15 protein-coding genes, 1 tRNA gene and 1 pseudogene are annotated in these 16,789 nt (G+C 40.6%); 14 read left to right on the forward strand and 3 right to left on the reverse strand.

The window, feature by feature from the left end; genetic code table 11:
* Nucleotides 1-9 precede the first annotated feature (9 nt).
* From miaA to P20439_RS09015, 7 genes are all read left to right on the forward strand, one after another.
* Nucleotides 10-927 carry a tRNA (adenosine(37)-N6)-dimethylallyltransferase MiaA gene (gene miaA, locus P20439_RS08985; RefSeq protein ID WP_008113495.1) on the forward strand — a complete coding sequence of 306 codons (918 nt, stop codon included), beginning with the start codon at nt 10-12 and terminating at the stop codon, nt 925-927.
* Between the two features lie 81 nt (nt 928-1,008).
* Nucleotides 1,009-1,272, forward strand: coding sequence for an RNA chaperone Hfq (gene hfq, locus P20439_RS08990; protein WP_008113494.1), 264 nt, complete (start codon nt 1,009-1,011; stop codon nt 1,270-1,272).
* Between the two features lie 16 nt (nt 1,273-1,288).
* Entirely contained in the window at nt 1,289-2,578 is a 1,290-nt protein-coding gene (gene hflX / locus P20439_RS08995; RefSeq protein WP_008113493.1) for a ribosome rescue GTPase HflX, read from the forward strand.
* Nucleotides 2,579-2,678: 100 nt separating this feature from the next.
* Entirely contained in the window at nt 2,679-3,848 is a 1,170-nt protein-coding gene (hflK, locus tag P20439_RS09000; RefSeq protein WP_008113492.1) for an FtsH protease activity modulator HflK, read from the forward strand.
* A 5-nt stretch (nt 3,849-3,853) separates the two neighbouring features.
* Nucleotides 3,854-4,732 carry a protease modulator HflC gene (gene hflC / locus P20439_RS09005; RefSeq protein ID WP_008466298.1) on the forward strand — a complete coding sequence of 293 codons (879 nt, stop codon included), beginning with the start codon at nt 3,854-3,856 and terminating at the stop codon, nt 4,730-4,732.
* A gap of 210 nt (nt 4,733-4,942) precedes the next feature.
* Entirely contained in the window at nt 4,943-6,256 is a 1,314-nt protein-coding gene (locus tag P20439_RS09010; protein WP_008113490.1) for an adenylosuccinate synthase, read from the forward strand.
* A 123-nt stretch (nt 6,257-6,379) separates the two neighbouring features.
* A complete protein-coding gene (locus tag P20439_RS09015) occupies nt 6,380-7,018 on the forward strand; it encodes a tetratricopeptide repeat protein (RefSeq protein WP_008466299.1) in 639 nt (212 codons plus the stop codon).
* 150 nt (nt 7,019-7,168) lie between these two features.
* On the opposite strand, the gene P20439_RS09020 is transcribed toward P20439_RS09015, so the two are convergent.
* Nucleotides 7,169-9,028 (reverse strand): sodium:proton antiporter, encoded by a 1,860-nt coding sequence (locus P20439_RS09020; protein ID WP_008113488.1) that lies wholly within the window; start codon nt 9,026-9,028, stop codon nt 7,169-7,171.
* Between the two features lie 862 nt (nt 9,029-9,890).
* On the opposite strand from P20439_RS09020, the gene proB reads away from it, so the two are divergent.
* Together proB and P20439_RS09030 are read left to right on the forward strand one after the other, a co-directional pair.
* On the forward strand, nt 9,891-10,997 hold the full coding sequence (gene proB / locus P20439_RS09025) for a glutamate 5-kinase (protein WP_008466300.1): 1,107 nt from the start codon (nt 9,891-9,893) through the stop codon (nt 10,995-10,997).
* Nucleotides 10,994-12,241, forward strand: a complete 1,248-nt coding sequence (locus P20439_RS09030) for a glutamate-5-semialdehyde dehydrogenase (RefSeq protein WP_008466301.1) — start codon at nt 10,994-10,996, stop codon at nt 12,239-12,241. The genes proB and P20439_RS09030 overlap by 4 nt, the downstream gene beginning before the upstream one ends.
* Before the next feature lie 178 nt (nt 12,242-12,419).
* Here P20439_RS09030 and P20439_RS09035 read toward each other — a convergent pair.
* Nucleotides 12,420-12,495, reverse strand: a tRNA-Ala gene (locus tag P20439_RS09035).
* A gap of 165 nt (nt 12,496-12,660) precedes the next feature.
* Here P20439_RS09035 and P20439_RS09040 point away from each other — a divergent pair.
* On the forward strand, nt 12,661-13,047 hold the full coding sequence (locus tag P20439_RS09040) for a hypothetical protein (protein ID WP_008466302.1): 387 nt from the start codon (nt 12,661-12,663) through the stop codon (nt 13,045-13,047).
* Nucleotide 13,048: 1 nt separating this feature from the next.
* Nucleotides 13,049-13,549 (forward strand): prolyl-tRNA synthetase associated domain-containing protein, encoded by a 501-nt coding sequence (locus tag P20439_RS09045; RefSeq protein ID WP_008113480.1) that lies wholly within the window; start codon nt 13,049-13,051, stop codon nt 13,547-13,549.
* Here the strand turns inward: P20439_RS09045 and P20439_RS09050 are convergent.
* Nucleotides 13,516-14,663: pseudogene (locus tag P20439_RS09050) on the reverse strand (MFS transporter). The gene P20439_RS09045 and the pseudogene P20439_RS09050 sit on opposite strands and share 34 nt — an antisense overlap.
* A gap of 186 nt (nt 14,664-14,849) precedes the next feature.
* Between P20439_RS09050 and P20439_RS09055 the strand changes: the two are divergent.
* The 3 genes from P20439_RS09055 to P20439_RS09065 all read left to right on the forward strand — a co-directional run bounded on the left by P20439_RS09055 (nt 14,850) and on the right by P20439_RS09065 (nt 16,788).
* Nucleotides 14,850-15,389, forward strand: coding sequence for a DUF2058 domain-containing protein (locus tag P20439_RS09055; protein ID WP_008113474.1), 540 nt, complete (start codon nt 14,850-14,852; stop codon nt 15,387-15,389).
* Nucleotides 15,390-15,562: 173 nt separating this feature from the next.
* Nucleotides 15,563-15,886: a c-type cytochrome gene (locus tag P20439_RS09060; RefSeq protein ID WP_008113473.1), complete on the forward strand. Its 324-nt coding sequence runs from the start codon at nt 15,563-15,565 to the stop codon at nt 15,884-15,886.
* 134 nt (nt 15,887-16,020) lie between these two features.
* Entirely contained in the window at nt 16,021-16,788 is a 768-nt protein-coding gene (locus tag P20439_RS09065) for a class II aldolase/adducin family protein (protein WP_008466304.1), read from the forward strand.
* Nucleotide 16,789: the final 1 nt, after the last annotated feature.

Raw genomic sequence — 16,789 nt, forward strand, 5'->3', positions numbered from 1 at the left:
GTATTCGTGTTGAGTAATTTACCGGTCATATTTTTAATGGGCCCCACCGCTGCTGGTAAAACAGCATTGGCAATTTCACTGTGTGAGCATTTAAATACTGAAATTATCAGCGTTGATTCGGCACTGGTTTATAAAGGTATGGATATTGGTACCGCTAAACCGGATGCCGACGAATTAGCACGTGCTCCACATCACTTAATTGACTTACTTGATCCAAGCGAAACCTATTCAGTGGCTGATTTTAGACGCGATGCGATAGAAAAAATTGATAAATTTCATCAACAAGGTAAAGTGCCTGTACTGGTTGGAGGTACAATGATGTACTTTAAAGCCTTAATTGATGGACTATCTCCTTTACCTGAGGCTGATGAGCAGATAAGGGCAGAACTTGAAATGCAGGCGAAACAGCATGGCTGGCCACATTTGTATCAAGAGCTATTAAGAATAGATCCTCAAGCAGCGCAAAAGATGAGTGAAAATGATTCACAGCGAATTAATCGCGCTTTAGAGGTTTACCGTATAACAGGTAAAACAATGACTGAATTGCAAAAGCAAAAACAGCCACCTTTACCTTACACTTTTCATCAATTTGCTATTGCTCCAGATGATCGTAAAGAGTTACACCAGCGAATTGCAGAAAGGTTTAAAATAATGATTGAACAGGGGTTTGAAAAAGAAGTTTCGACCCTATATCTACGTGAGGATTTACATCCCAATATGCCTTCTATTCGTTGTGTAGGTTATAGACAGATGTGGGATTACCTTGCGGGTGAAATAGACCATGATGAAATGGTTTTTCGCGGTATTGCTGCCACTCGTCAATTGGCTAAGCGTCAATTAACGTGGTTAAGAAGTTGGCCTGACGTTACGTGGTTAACAACCGGTGATGAAGAAAACTTGCATCGTGTAGTAAGTTCGCTAAGCTAGTAGTAGCTGGACAAAATTTAGCTTTATTAAATTAGTTCAGCCACTTAATTATAATAACACCTAGAACGAAGGAATAATAACATGGCAAAAGGCCAATCGTTACAAGACCCATTTTTAAATGCATTACGCCGCGAGCGCATTCCAGTATCAATCTTTTTGGTAAATGGCATAAAATTACAAGGTAAAATTCAGTCATTTGACCAATTTGTAATTTTACTGGAAAACACTGTTAATCAAATGGTGTATAAACATGCAATTTCAACAGTTGTACCTGCACGCGCAGTCAACTTCCAAGGTGTACAGGGAAATGAAGACACTGAAGAAACTGAACCTGGAAACTTTTAAATTAGGAGCGTAATGCTTGTTTGACCGCTATGAATCTGGCGAACAGGCAATTTTAGTCCATATCGACCTACCTAAAGATGGGGATCGTGAAGATCTTCATGAATTAGAAATGTTGGTATCTTCTGCTGGTGTTAGTAGTTTGGCGGTTGTGCAAGGCAGCCGTCAAGCACCACATCCTAAGTTATTTGTCGGTACCGGCAAAGCGGAAGAAATAGCTGAAATTGTCAAAATCCACAATGCCGATGTTGTCATTTTTAACCATCAGTTGAGCCCGTCTCAAGAACGCAATTTAGAGCGTGTTTGTCAATGTCGGGTGCTTGACAGAACAACACTTATTCTTGATATTTTTGCTCAGCGTGCCCGTACTCATGAAGGTAAACTTCAAGTTGAGTTGGCGCAGCTTCGCCATATGTCTACACGCTTAATCCGTGGGTGGACTCACCTTGAGCGCCAAAAAGGGGGGATAGGCTTACGTGGTCCGGGTGAAACGCAGCTAGAAACCGATCGACGTTTATTGCGCGCACGTATTAAAAATATTCGTGCACGACTTGCCAAAGTGGCTGTACAGCGTGAACAAGGTCGACGTGCTCGTACACGTAATGAAATTCCAACAGTGTCGCTGGTGGGTTATACCAATGCCGGAAAATCAACACTGTTTAACTACATTACCGATTCAGATGTGTATGCAGCCGATCAACTATTCGCCACTCTAGATCCAACGCTACGTAAACTCGATATAGGTGATGTTGGCTCCGTTATTTTAGCGGATACTGTAGGGTTTATTCGTCACTTACCGCATGATTTAGTGGCTGCATTTAAAGCAACCCTAACCGAGACGCGTGAAGCCGATTTGCAACTGCATGTGATAGATGTAGCTGACCCTCGCCGAAAAGAAAATATTGAACAGGTACAAGAAGTCCTCAAAGAGATTGAAGCCGACGAGGTACCGCAGTTATTAGTTTATAACAAAATTGATGCGCTGGATGAGGTAACGCCACGTATTGATCGTGATGACGAGGGCCAACCTATAAGAGTGTGGCTATCGGCAAAAACTGGCGAAGGCTGTGAATTACTTAGTGAAGCTATTAGCGATTTACTCGCTAAGCAAATGCTTAATGAAACGTTATTACTCGCACCACAATATGGGCGTTTAAGAGCATCACTATTTAATTTAAGTGCAGTACACAATGAGCGGTTTGATGAACAAGGTAATTGGTTGCTTGATGTACGATTGCCTATGATTGAGTGGAACCGTTTAATTAAAGATTTTGGCCCTGAAATTGAAAGTTTTATTAGCTGCGATTAAAAACTGCAAGATTAATGTCGGTTTTAGTATAAGAAACGCAGAAGATTTGTTAGATTTAACACAATTTCCGAATTTATTTAGATAACAATGGAGTATAGCTATGGCCTGGAATGAACCGGGTAATAATGGCAATGACAAAGATCCGTGGAATAACAAAGGCGGACGTGATCAAGGCCCACCTGATTTAGACGAGGTGTTCCGTAAATTCAGTAACAAGTTTAACGGCTTATTTGGCGGTAAAAAATCCGGCAATGGTAGCGGTGGTGGACTTGGCGGAGCCGGTATTTCATTTGTACTTATTATCGCTGCAATTGTATGGGCGCTAAGCGGTATTTATACGGTGAAAGAAGCTGAGCGCGGTGTCGTTCTTCAATTTGGTAAGTTTGACCGAATTGCAGATCCAGGCTTGCGTTGGAAAATGACCTTTATTGAAACGGTTATTCCAGTTGATATCGAAGCTGTTCGCTCGTTATCAGCATCAGGTTTTATGCTAACCGAAGATGAAAACGTAGTAAGCGTTGAATTTGAAGTACAGTATCGAGTAATCGACCCTTACTTGTACAAATTTAGTGTTACTAACGCTGACAGCAGCCTTGAAGAAGCATTAGATAGTGCGTTGCGTTACGTTGTTGGTCATTCAAAAATGGACCAAGTACTGACGAACGGCCGTGAAGTTGTGCGTCAAAATACCTGGGATGAGCTAAATCAAATCATCGAACCTTATAATTTAGGTTTAATCGTAACTGACGTTAACTTCAAGGACTCACGTCCACCAATGGAAGTTAAAGATGCGTTTGATGATGCAATTGCAGCCCAAGAGGATGAGCAACGCTTTATTCGTGAAGCAGAAGCGTATGCCCGTGAAATTGAGCCGCGTGCGCGTGGTCAAGTAACTCGTATGACGCAAGAAGCTGAAGGTTACCAAGAACGTATTACTTTAGAAGCGCAAGGTGAAGTGGCTCGTTTTGAGAAATTACTTCCAGAATACCAAGCAGCTAAAGAAGTAACACGTGAGCGTTTATACATAGATACGATGCAAGAAGTGCTGGCTAATAGCTCTAAAGTATTGGTTGATGTTAAAGGCGGTAATAACATGATGTACTTACCACTTGATAAAATCATGGAGAAACAGGGTTCATCAACACGCGTTGCTTTACCTAGCTCAAGCGATATTAACGATTTACGTAACAAGGTAAATACGTCACGCAACAGCACTGTTAATAGTGGTAACGATCGCTTTAACAATGATCGTTTTAACGACGGGAGATAAGAGCAATGAAAAACTTTAGTTTAGTAATCCTATTAGCCGCCATTGTGATGTCTTTCTCGTCGGTGTTCGTGGTCTCTGAAGGTCAAAAAGCGATTGTACTTTTATTTAGTAAAGTGCAAAAAGACAGCGATGAACAAGCGGTAGTTTATGGTCCGGGTTTACACTTAAAAGTCCCATTTTTTAGCCAAGTACGTCGCATTGATGCACGTATTCAAACGCTAGATGGTACACCAGATCGCTTTGTAACTAGCGAGAAAAAAGACTTAATCGTTGATTCGTTTGTAAAGTGGCGCGTAAACGACTTTAGCTCTTTTTACCTGCGTGCACGTGGTGATAAGCAATACGCTGAAACACTACTTAAGCAAAAGGTAAACAATGGGCTACGTACTAACTTTGGTACGCGTACTATTCGTGAAATTGTATCTGGTGAGCGTAGCGAGCTGATGGAAGAAGCGTTAGTACAAGCCTCTGAAAGTGCTAGTGAGCTTGGTATTGAAGTACTTGATGTGCGTGTTAAGCAAATTAACTTACCACAAGAGGTGAGTAGCTCTATTTACCAACGTATGCGCGCTGAGCGTACTGCAGTTGCTAAAGAGCACCGCTCTGAAGGTCAGGAAAAAGCCGAAACAATTCGTGCAGGTGTTGACCGTCGTGTAACAGTAATGCTTGCCGATGCAGAACGTAATGCTCGTTCTGTTCGTGGTCAAGGTGATGCTGACGCTGCTGCGATTTACGCTAGTGCTTACAATAAAGACCCTGAGTTCTTTAGCTTTGTTCGCTCTTTAGAAGCTTATAAGCAAACTTTCAAAGGCAAGCAAGACGTGATGGTGTTATCACCGGATAGCGACTTCTTCCAATACATGAAAGGCGCGAAGGCTCAGTAATCATAGCTTTAGTTAAATTTGAAAAAGCCCTGCAATTGCAGGGCTTTTTGTTATCTCAATTTTAAGGCTATAAATGATTGTTATTTATGTGATTATTAGCTAAACACTGATGTTTACTAGCCGCACGAGGAAAAAATAAGCTAAACGGGGTGAACATTGCTTTAGTTTTCTGGTAAAATCTCGTCCTAATTTTCTCTAAGTGAATTTGCAATGGGTAAAAACGTTGTTGTACTAGGCACCCAATGGGGTGACGAAGGTAAGGGTAAGGTAGTTGACCTCCTTACAGATAAAGCATCTTTAGTAGTTCGTTATCAAGGTGGTCATAACGCTGGCCATACTTTAGTGATCGACGGTGAAAAGACAGTTCTACACCTTATTCCATCGGGTGTATTACGTGACAATGTTAAATGTGTGATTGGTAATGGTGTTGTTTTATCACCAGAAGCGCTAATGAAAGAAATTGGCATGCTTGAAGAGCGTGGCGTACCTGTACGTGATCGTCTTTTAATCAGTGAAGCATGTCCGCTAATATTGCCTTTCCATGTTGCATTAGATGTAGCTCGCGAAACTGCGCGTGGCGATAAACCAATCGGTACAACGGGTCGTGGTATCGGTCCAGCGTATGAAGATAAAGTAGCACGTCGTGGTTTACGTGTTGGCGATTTATTCAATCCTGAATTATTTGCTACCAAGTTAAAAGAAGTATTGGAATACCACAACTTCACATTAGTGAACTACTACAAAGTAGATGCTGTGGATTTTCAAAAAACGTTTGATGATGCAATGGCTGTCGCAGACATTTTAAAAGCAATGGTAGTTGATGTAACTGAGCTTTTAGATCAAACGCGTAACGCTGGTGACAACATCTTATTTGAAGGTGCACAAGGTACACTACTTGATATTGATCACGGTACTTACCCTTATGTAACATCTTCAAACACCACCGCTGGTGGCGTTGCTACAGGTGCGGGTTTTGGCCCATTACACCTCGATTATGTACTAGGTATCATTAAAGCGTACACAACACGTGTAGGTTCAGGTCCTTTCCCTACAGAGCTTTACGACGGTCTTGATAAGCAAGACCCAGTAGGTAAGCATTTAGGTGACAAAGGTCATGAGTTTGGTGCTACTACAGGTCGTTTACGTCGTACTGGTTGGTTAGATGCAGTGGCTATGCGCCGTGCAGTCCAAATCAACAGCATTTCAGGATTTTGTTTAACTAAACTTGACGTTTTAGATGGTTTAGAAACACTTAAAATCTGTACTGGTTATAAGCTTGAAGATGGCACTGTGACAAACGTGACGCCATTAGCAGCTGAAGGTTACGATAAAGTAACGCCAGTATACGAAGAAATGCCTGGTTGGTCTGAAAATACAGTGGGTGTAACATCGCTTGAAGGTTTACCTAAAGCGGCAATTGATTACATTAAACGTATTGAAGAAATCACTGGCGTACCTGTTGATATTATCTCTACAGGTCCAGATCGTGTTGAAACGATGATACTTCGTAGCCCATTTGCATAATTGGGTTTATGTTGAAAAAAGCTGCCATGTGCAGCTTTTTTTATGTCTGCAGAAAAGTGACGCTATTAATAGTGGAACGATCTTTGTATATTATTTGGTAAGTTTATTTTTAAAGTGGTTAATATGCGTTTATCTTCTCGTTGCTCTGTGTGGTCATTATCACTACTCACACTTTCTTTATTTAATGTAAGCAATAGCTTAGCTGAAGAAAGTCCTGCAGCTGTGCCGCTGTATACTGAATCTGAGTTAATAGCTTTAATTAATGAGAACACTCATCTAGCCCGCGTAAAGGCAGATAATTGCCAGTTAGTACAAGATATAGAAGCGCGAGCCAATAAAATGGCATTGCCATCATATCAATTCCTATACGGTGATATGCTCGCTTATAAAGTGTGTGTTGAGCGTGATGTTGCTTTAGGTGTGTATCACATGAAAAAAGCGGCTGAGCAGGGCTTAGCGGCTGCATTAGAGCAACTAGGTCGCTACTACGACGTTGGGCAGTTGGTCCAAAAAGACAAAACCATGGCAATAACCTACTTACGTGAGGCGTCAGCGCAAGGCAACTTAAAAGCGCAGTTACGATTAGTTGGCTTGTTTAATCAAGGTTATGGTAGTCCAAGAGATTTCGAAGATGCTTATCGTTGGCTGTTTAACACCACGGTAGCCGATAAAGCGACACATAAAAAAATAGAGCGAGCATTAACAAAACTTGCTGAAAAAATGCCAGCCAGTGTCGTTACCCGCGCGCGCTTACCTATGTAACCTAAACTCTGGATAATAAATCTATCTCTGGCTAGAGAGAATTAACCTAATTATGACTATGATTTAATATGTTAGTAAATCTCTTAACCAGAGTTCAGGTATGTAAATAAAAAGCGAGAATGCCTTTGTGGCAATCTCGCTTTTTAGTTATTACTCGTCTTTTTTATTGTCTTTGGCTTTGTTATTGGCCGGATCTTTTAATAGCGATATCTTAGGCGGCTGTAACGCAACCACTCGCTCACCTTCTTGTGGTGGCTTTTCCATATCACTGGTAAAAGGCCTCATTTTCACTGGTGCGTCTTCATCACTGTCTTTATCCCCTTTGAGAATAAACAGTGGGATCGCTTCAGGATTCATTTCTAAATACTGCTGCCAGCTAAATTCTTCAGATATTCGCGTTGCACTCACTTTGCCGCCTTTGGCTATCACGCTACTTAAACGAGCATATGCGCCGTTTTCACCGAACAAAATTTGTCGAGATAAGAACGTTGCACTGTCTTTATTTGCTTTAGCATGTGATGAAGATGAGCGTAGTGAAAATACATTTTTTTCATTCAATAAATGAGAAAAATACTGCACCCCTAATGCGTTATGATGGCGATTAGGTGAAAGCGCTAAAACACTGCGAATAGTGGTTAAAGGTAAATAGCGTTCAGCATGCTCAGATTGTGGGTTACCGTAATAACAAGGTAAACCATCCATACGTGCCATTTTACAGTTTTCCCAAGCAGGGTCTGATAAATGAACGGGAATGTTTTGTTCTTTCAATCCACGAGCAATCGCTCTAGATACATGGTTTGCACCAATAATTAAAATAGTATTAGGGGAGGGCTGGCGCACCCCAAGCAATTTAGCAACAGGGATAGCGGTTAAGCTTTGCAGTACCACAGTGACAATAATAACCGTGAATATCAATGGCACCATTTTTTGTGCATCGGCTACACCGGCTTCTATCATACTTAATGCAAATACAGAACCTACGGCTGCAGCAACTATACCGCGAGGCGCAATCCAAGCCAGCACCAAGCGAGACTTCATTGGTAAATCGGTGCCAAAGGTTGAAATAGCAATACACAATGGGCGCGCAATAAATAACACAATAGCTAAGAATATAAATACGTCGCTGTCGAGCATCATTAAGTCAGATAGTTGTAATCTGGCAGCTAGTAATATAAACAAGGTTGAGATCAGAATCATCGAAAGATCTTCTTTAAACTCAAGCACCGAATCTATTTCTAAGTCATCTTGATTAGCTAACCAAATGCCAAATACAGTCACGGCCAATAAGCCTGACTCATGACTTAAATGGTTTGAAATCGAAAAACTAATTAACACTAACGCTAAAATGCCAAATTTATGTAGCTCAAATGGCAGCCATTCGCGGCGCATTAGTTGCGTTGTGATCCAGCCTGAAACCACACCAATACTCAAACCAACGCCAACGGTTTTAACTAGTGCAACGATAGTGTGGCTAAGCACTTCACCCTGACCAACTAACATCACGGCTTCAAATACTAATACCGCGAATAATGCGCCAATAGGGTCTATGACTATGCCTTCCCAGCGTAAAATACGGTCGATGTCTTGAGTGGGTCGCATTGAGTTGAGCAGTGGCGCAATAACCGTTGGTCCGGTTACAACAAGCACAGCGCCAAGTACTGCTGCGACTCGCCAATTTAGCTCTAATAACCAATAGGCGCTTAAACTGATAACGACACAGGTCATAAGCATACCAATAGAACAGAGGTTTCTTACGACTTTACTGATCCCTTTAAGCTCCCGGAAATGCAGTGTTAATGATCCTTCAAATAAAATCACAGCAACACTTAAAGACACCACAGGAAAAAGTAAATCGCCTAATAAAGCATCAGGGTCTAATACGCCAGTAAATGGCCCTAATAAAAGCCCAGTAAGCAACAAAAACAGAATAGCGGGTACTCTGAATGCCCAGGCGACCCATTGGGCTAGCACCGAACACAATGCAATACCGGCTATATAAATTGCTGACATAGAGTAAAAACTCCTTAATATTAATAATGTTTAAAAGTATAACTGTTACCTACCAGTAATACAGTGGGTATACACGTGTAAATTCAATTTAGCTAATAAATAATACTTATTTATTTAGTGTTAACGTCATTCTCTAAAATGTTATCAAAGTTATAGTCTCTATAACTCCTATTTATAGTAGTCTAACTGTATGATAGTTAATGTAAAAAACACTCGTTTTAGCAGTGTGGACCTATTTAGCTTGAATTTTAGCCTTGATCTAAGCCGCTACTTTGACGTATTATACTTCGTGTTCGAATAATTAGTTATCTAACCAAGTTTATAGTTTAAATACTTAATCATGTTAGATATAAACATTTTAACTCTCTTACTGATTGTTTTTACTTTGTTTTGTAATATTTGAACATACAATATCATTTACCGAACTCTTTGGTATGGTTTTGCTCAAGGTGTTTATTTGCTCAGTGCAGATAAATAAAGGTTTGAGTTGAACTATTACCTTTCAATATTTAATCCCCATCGTGGCGGTTAAATCTCGGTCCTTAAGTCATCACCCTATCTGTTGGTGTACCAGACTTAAGAGGCTCTATGTATGTTGTTAATAAAAAGGCCGCACACAGCTTTTTACAGCGATACATAAACAACACTTTATATTTTTTTAGTTAGTACGATCCGATTTATTTATTGGGTTAATACTATTTATTTTTGCATCTTAATTTAAAACGCTAGTTTTAGAGACGGTGTACGTGTGTGTAAAAAGTGTGGGCAATGATAAACAAATTCGACGCTGTGTTATAAACATAGCGACCTGGTTTCATTCATCTATGTGATGAATACAAATTAAATGGAAAGTTGAGCACTTATGCAAAAGTTAAATTGGCGACGTATCGTACTTAAAGTGGGCAGTGCCTTAATTGCACCCGATCAAGATGGCTGTCGTTCACGTTATTTATTAACCATCGCACAGTTTATTGTTCGCTGTCGCGCACGTGGAATAGAAGTTATTTTAGTTTCATCTGGTTCTGTAGCGGCTGGCTCACACTTATTTCCATCAGAACAACCTCGTTCAGTGGTAATGAAAAAAGCGATGGCAGCAGCAGGTCAAACAGAAATGATGGCTATGTGGGATCGTTTCTTTGATTTTCCATCAGCACAACTATTATTAACTCATGGTGACTTACGTGACCGTGAGCGTTACCAGAGTATCCGTGAAACCGTATTTACATTGCTAGAGCACGGCGTGCTACCTATCATTAATGAAAATGATGCAGTAACAACAGATGATTTAAAAGTGGGTGATAACGATAATCTATCAGCCATGGTTGCAGCAGCCGCTGATGCCGATGCATTAATGATTTTCTCGGATGTAGATGGCTTGTATGATAAAAACCCAAATTTGCATGACGATGCCATATTATTGCCTGAAATAAAATCAATTGATGATTCTATTTATGCTATGGCAGGATGTGCTACCAGTGCGGTAGGTACAGGTGGTATGAAAACCAAAATAGAAGCGGCAGAGAAAGCGACTTCACATGGTATTGCAACTTACATTATTAATGGCTTTAAAGAAGAAACCTTTACTCGCTTGTTAGCCGGTGAAAACCCAGGAAGTGTATTCTTGCCTTATGAAAAACCAATGCAAGATTCTATTCACTGGATGACACACACCGCCAATGAACAGGGTGAAGTTGTTGTAGATGGATCGTTCGATGATTCATTAGAGGGTGAAGACGGCTGCTTACGTGGCGATGAGATCAGAGAAGTACATGGCGAGTTTGCTGTGGGCGACACTATCTTAGTGCGCAGTGAAGATGGTACGCGTTTAGCTAAAGCCACAGCAAATTACAGTAGCTGCTTGTTAAACTTTATTGCAGATAACGAGCAGAGTGAGTTCAGCGAAAAAATGCAGGATTCAATTGGACCAATTATTTCAGAAAAAGATATCGCATTATTGGAGAAGTCATGAGTTTAATTACGGATATATCACGCCAAGCAGCAAAGGCTGCACATACACTTGCTTTACTCGATACCGAGACTAAAAACAAAGTGTTAACCGATATGGCAGCGGCATTAAGAGATCAAAAAGAATTTATAATTAAAGAAAACGAAAGTGACCTAAGCGCTGCACGCGACAATAACTTAGCGGCATCAATGATAGACCGTCTAACATTGAATGATGAGCGTATTGAAGCCATGGCTGAAGGTATCGAAGTGATTGTTTCACTTGATGATCCTGTTGGTCAGTTACGTGACATTACTGAGCGCCCTAATGGGATTAAAATTCGTAAAATGCGTGTACCACTAGGTGTGGTATGTATGATTTATGAAGCGCGTCCTAATGTAACGGCTGACGCGGGTGCATTATGCTTTAAATCAGGCAATGGTGTTATTTTACGCGGTGGTAAAGAAGCGCTTAAAAGCTCACAAGCCATTGCCAGTGTAATGCATAGCGTGCTTACTAAACATGGTCTACCAACGGCGTTAATTTCAGTGATCCCAGATCCTGACCGCGCCTTGCTCATGGAATTGATGCAACAACGCGATAGCATTGACTTAATCATCCCTCGTGGCGGTGAAGGCCTGATTAACTATGTTACTGAAAACAGCACAATCCCCGTTATTCAGCACTTTAAAGGCGTTTGTCATTTATATGTAGATAAAGATGCTGATTTAGAAGTAGCGCTTAATCTACTGCTAAATGGTAAGACTCAACGTACTGGCGTATGTAATGCGCTAGAGGGCTTAGTGGTACACCAAGATGTAGCTGATGAGTTTTTAAATCTGTGTGCAGTTGTACTTCGTCAAGAAGGTGTAAAAATTAATGCTGACGCTAAAGCGGCTGAGTACTTTGATAACGCTACTGTACTTGCTGATAACGAATTTGGTGAAGAGTACTTAGACTTAGAGTTAGCAATTCGCATTGTGCCAAGTTTTGATGCAGCGGTTGAACACATTGCTCAATTTGGCTCAAATCATACTGAAGTTATCTGTACTAAAAACGATGCTGCGGCAGAGTTATTTCAGCGTAGTGTGGATGCATCGGTTGTTATGGTTAATGCGTCATCACGCTTTTCTGATGGCTCACAACTAGGCTTAGGTGCAGAGATTGGTATTGCAACGACTAAGCTACATGCTTATGGTCCTATGGGACTTGAGTCATTAACCACTGAAAAATATTTAGTGAATGGTGTTGGTCAAGTTCGCGAATAACTAACCGAACCCAATAAATGATAAAAATGCCGGGCTTTGCTCGGCATTTTTGATCTCGATTTAGCAAAATTAAACAACTAAGCAAACATAGAGATTAAAAAGATACAAAGCATTATTAACAGAAAAATTTATTTAGAATATAAAAATAGGGTATTAATAAAAGGAGAGAATAGGAAAGTGGTGGAGCTAAGCAGGATCGAACTGCTGACCTCCTGCGTGCAAGGCAGGCGCTCTCCCAGCTGAGCTATAGCCCCACATTCCTAATTTACATATACTGCAAATGCTTAAGTGCTGAGTCTTAAGCGGGGTGAACTTTAAATATTTTTACGTTTTTGGTCAAGTATTTTTTCACAAATTTTTCCGTTTTAACTAATTTTTGTTAAACTCGGCCTCAATATTTACTAAAACGACAATACATAATGAAAAAATACGCTTTAGTTTTAATGGTTTTCCTTTTTGGTTGTGCCAGTTCGGTAGATGAGCCTCCTTATGAAATTAATAATAAACAATTTTATGACACCCTTGATGAGCAAGGTAACAAGCTTTTTGCCTATGTGGTCTCTGTAAAGGCTAAGAGCCGCGAGCAAATTAATATCAATAAAAAGCTAACCCGAAGCGATGTAAAGCGTTTTGCCGAACAAGAGCATTTTGAAGAGTCGAGCGTGCTTAAGTTGCAATTAGAAGATCAAGCGGTAGAGTTTCTTAATAAAGAGCTTGCACAACGTAACTATTGTGCAGACAAGCATGAAATAAACGAAGTGCTATGGCGTGATTTAAGTGTGCAATTAAGAGGGCGTTGTTTGTAGTATGTTAGCGGATAAACAAAAATTAGCGGCGGTGTTAGCCCAACTTGATATTAACTATGATGTGATTGAGCATCCAGCGTTGCATGGTAGCTTAGATGCTGACGAGCTGATGGTGAATCGCCCAGGAACACGTTTAAAAAATCTATTTTTGCGGGATAACGAAGGTAAGCGCCATTTTTTAGTGATCACCGCGCACGATAAACAACTCGATTTAAAATCACTTTCTAAACAACAAGGACTATCGCGTTTAGGGTTTGCCTCTAATGAGCGCTTGGCTAAGTATCTAAAGGTTGCGCCGGGTTGTGTATCGATGCTCAGCTTAATGAACGATAAGCAACGAGATGTAACGCTCTGGCTTGATCAGGATATTTGGTTTGGCGACTTATTTCATTGCCATCCATTTATAAATACCCAAACATGGCTATTAACTAAGCCTGATTTACTGCGTTTCTTTGATTTTACTGAGCATCAGCCGCGGGTAATGTTTTTGCCATCGCGCTGAGCCCACAAAATAAGCCCCAGCCCACATAAGCAAACCGCAAGAAGTGTTGCCATAAACGCGGTTTGCCCATGCGTTTGATAAACCACCCCAGGTAATAATGATCCTAGTGCGCCACCGCTGTAATAAAATGACACGTAACAACCATTAGTAACACTCGGTGGAGCGTGACTAATTTTATTAGCTAGTGGGGCCGCCGTTGAATGAATTACAAACATAGCGCCACAAAAGAGTGTGAATGCAACTAAAAATAACATCAGTGAATGGCTCATTAATAACACAATACTAAGGTTATAAAATAGGAATACCAATGCTAACAAGCGCCAAGCTGAGGTCATTTTTTTTAATAACCACGGGGTAAAAATAGAGGCTAACGCGCCAATGAGATAACCGCTATAAACTAAGCCAATGTCGCGGGTGTTATTAATTAAAAAGGTCTTTTTTAAAATAAAAGGCAAGTAGTTTAATAGCGCTGCAAAGCAAAAAAACATACAAAATATGGCACCGTAGAGCTTAAGTGCTGAACCTTCTTTAAGTTGTTTAATATAATCTAATGGTGATAACACCTCATTGGAGTTACTCAGGACAAAGCGTTTATGGGGAATACTGAGCGCGAGTATTATCAACATGGCAGCAATTAAGTAATAAAAACTTTGCCATGACCACAGGTCGCTAAAGAGCGCAGCCAATACTCGGCCAAAATAACCACCGACAATCGTACTACCAATATAAAGAGTCATATTTTTTTGCAATGTATCGGCTTGATAACTCATACCAATATAACTGGTCATAGCGGTCAATGCGGCAGGCAAAGTCAACCCCTGTAAAAACCGAACCAGTAACAGTAGCTCAAAGCTAGGTGCATAAATAAATAATATACAGCCGACACCGAGGAATAACATTGCAGTGCGTAAAATTAATAATGGGTTTCGCTTGGCTAAAAACAACCCATACACCAAAGGGGCAATGGCTAAAGGCAGCATAGTGGCAGTCATTAAGCTGCCCGCAATGGCAGGCGCTACATTAAATTCAGTTGCAAATAAACTTAACAATGGCTGTGGTGCGTATAAAACAAAAAAATGAAAACAGAACAAAAGAGTAAGTGAGGTAAGCGCATCGACTGCCGTTAACATTGCTTATTAGTTGAACCGCATTATATCCCAGGGTTTTCATAAATTAATCTTTATTGCGCTAAATCATGCTTTGTTTTCAGTAGTTTGTTAGATTAATACCAATAGCGCTGTTATTTACGCTCGTTGGTGATTAAAATAGCATTAATATTCGTTTTTAGTGGGAACACGCCATGGGGTCACTACAAGAGCAATTGCTCCAAGCTGGTTTAACAACATCACATAAAGCCAAAGTTGCTAAATCAGAAAAGCGCAAGCAACAGAAAAAGCAAAAGAAGGGAGCGACAAGTAACCCAAATGATTTGCAAAAACATATTCAGCAAACCAAGCTTGAGCAGCAGCAAAAAGCCGAAGAGCTTAACAAAACGCGCCAAGAAGAATTAAAGCAACGCGAGCAAGTAGCCCGTGTTAAGCAAATTCTAGAGCATCATAATCAAGAATCAATTCGCGGTGAGCGTACCTTTAACTTTACTTATGAAAATAAAGTGAAAGGGCTTGATGTGAATGAGAAAACGCAAAAGGCGCTCTCGGGCGGACGTTTAGCTATTTGTGTATTAGAAGGCCAGTTTTACGTATTAGAAGACGAGCCTGCACGCAAAGTGGCTGAGGTTGATGAAAAGTATATTGTGTTTCATGTCGAACCTGAGAACAAAGCTAAAGACGAAGACGATCCGTATGCTGATTTTGAAGTGCCAGACGATCTTATTTGGTAAGGTGTTATTAAGTATCTGCTCAGCTAAGGCAAGCTAATATTTGTTTTATGAGGGATACACGTATTTGTTCTGATTGATCGTCAAACCTTATCAAGGACGTATGCTTTTTAAAGATTTATTGACTACAATTATCACAACCGTTTTTTTTAACCGTAAAAAGAAGAGTAAATACAATGAGCAAGATAAAAACACTTTTATTAGGCGCGGGTATTGGTTTAGCCGCAAGTTTTTCATTTTCAGCCGCCGCTGCTGATGGCGCTGCACTTTACACCGCTAAAAATTGTCAAACATGTCATGGTGCAGATGGTAAAGCACCTATTATGGCGATGTACCCTAAACTAAATGGTCAAAACAAAGAGTATTTAGTAGCGCAAATGAAAGACATCAAGTCAGGCGCACGTAGCAATGGTATGTCTATGGCGATGAAAGCAATGGTTGCGACTGTGACTGATGAAGAATTTGAAGCAATTGCCGATTACCTATCAAAAGTACAATAATCGCTAACGCAATCTAAAAAGAGCCACACCTTTGTGTGGCTTTTTTATTTGGTGATTGCCATCATGCAAATACTCATTTAGACTTCTAAACATCTACAATCACTAGCGCTATGCTGTGTTTTAAAAGGCTTGTTATGTTTGATTTACCCCAGCTCGATTTAAAAAATAAAGTATCAGAACAAGAGTGGCAACTACGTGTTGATTTAGCCGCATGTTATCGATTGGTAGACCATTTTCGTTGGGGGGATTTAATTTATACGCACCTTTCTGCTCGCCTACCGGGTACGGATCATTATTTAGTAAACGCGTTTGGTTTAACGTTTGATGAGATCACTGCATCTAACTTAGTTAAAGTCGATTTAAATGGCCGCATTATTGACGACACTCCATTTGATATTAACCCGGCGGGGTTTACCATTCACAGTGCCATTCATGAAGTACGTGAGGATGCCCATTGCGTCATACACCTGCACACTAAAGAAACCATTGCAGTTGCAACACAAAAAGAAGGGCTGTTACCGTTAAGTCAGTATTCGATGTTTTCATTACCTTCTCTGTCTTACCATGGTTATGAAGGTCTAGCGGTGAATGATGATGAGCGTAAACGCCTGCAAACAGATTTAGGCACCACCAATCATATGCTATTGGTGAACCACGGCGGCTTAACGGTAGGGCCAACAGTAGGTGATGCGTTTATGCGCTTTTATGACCTTCAGCGTGCCTGTGAAATACAGTTAGCCATTCAATCAAGCGTCCAAGAAGCGATTGCAGTACCACAAGCTATTATTGATAACATTTATAACCAAGCGAACGTCGTTCACAGCGGCAGTACTGGGGGGCAGCTAGCATGGCCTGCCATGTTACGAAAAGCGTATCGTCTTGACCCAAGTTTTGAAAAATAAC

The sequence above is a fragment of the Pseudoalteromonas sp. BSi20439 genome (genome assembly GCF_000241165.1).
Taxonomy (GTDB): domain Bacteria; phylum Pseudomonadota; class Gammaproteobacteria; order Enterobacterales; family Alteromonadaceae; genus Pseudoalteromonas.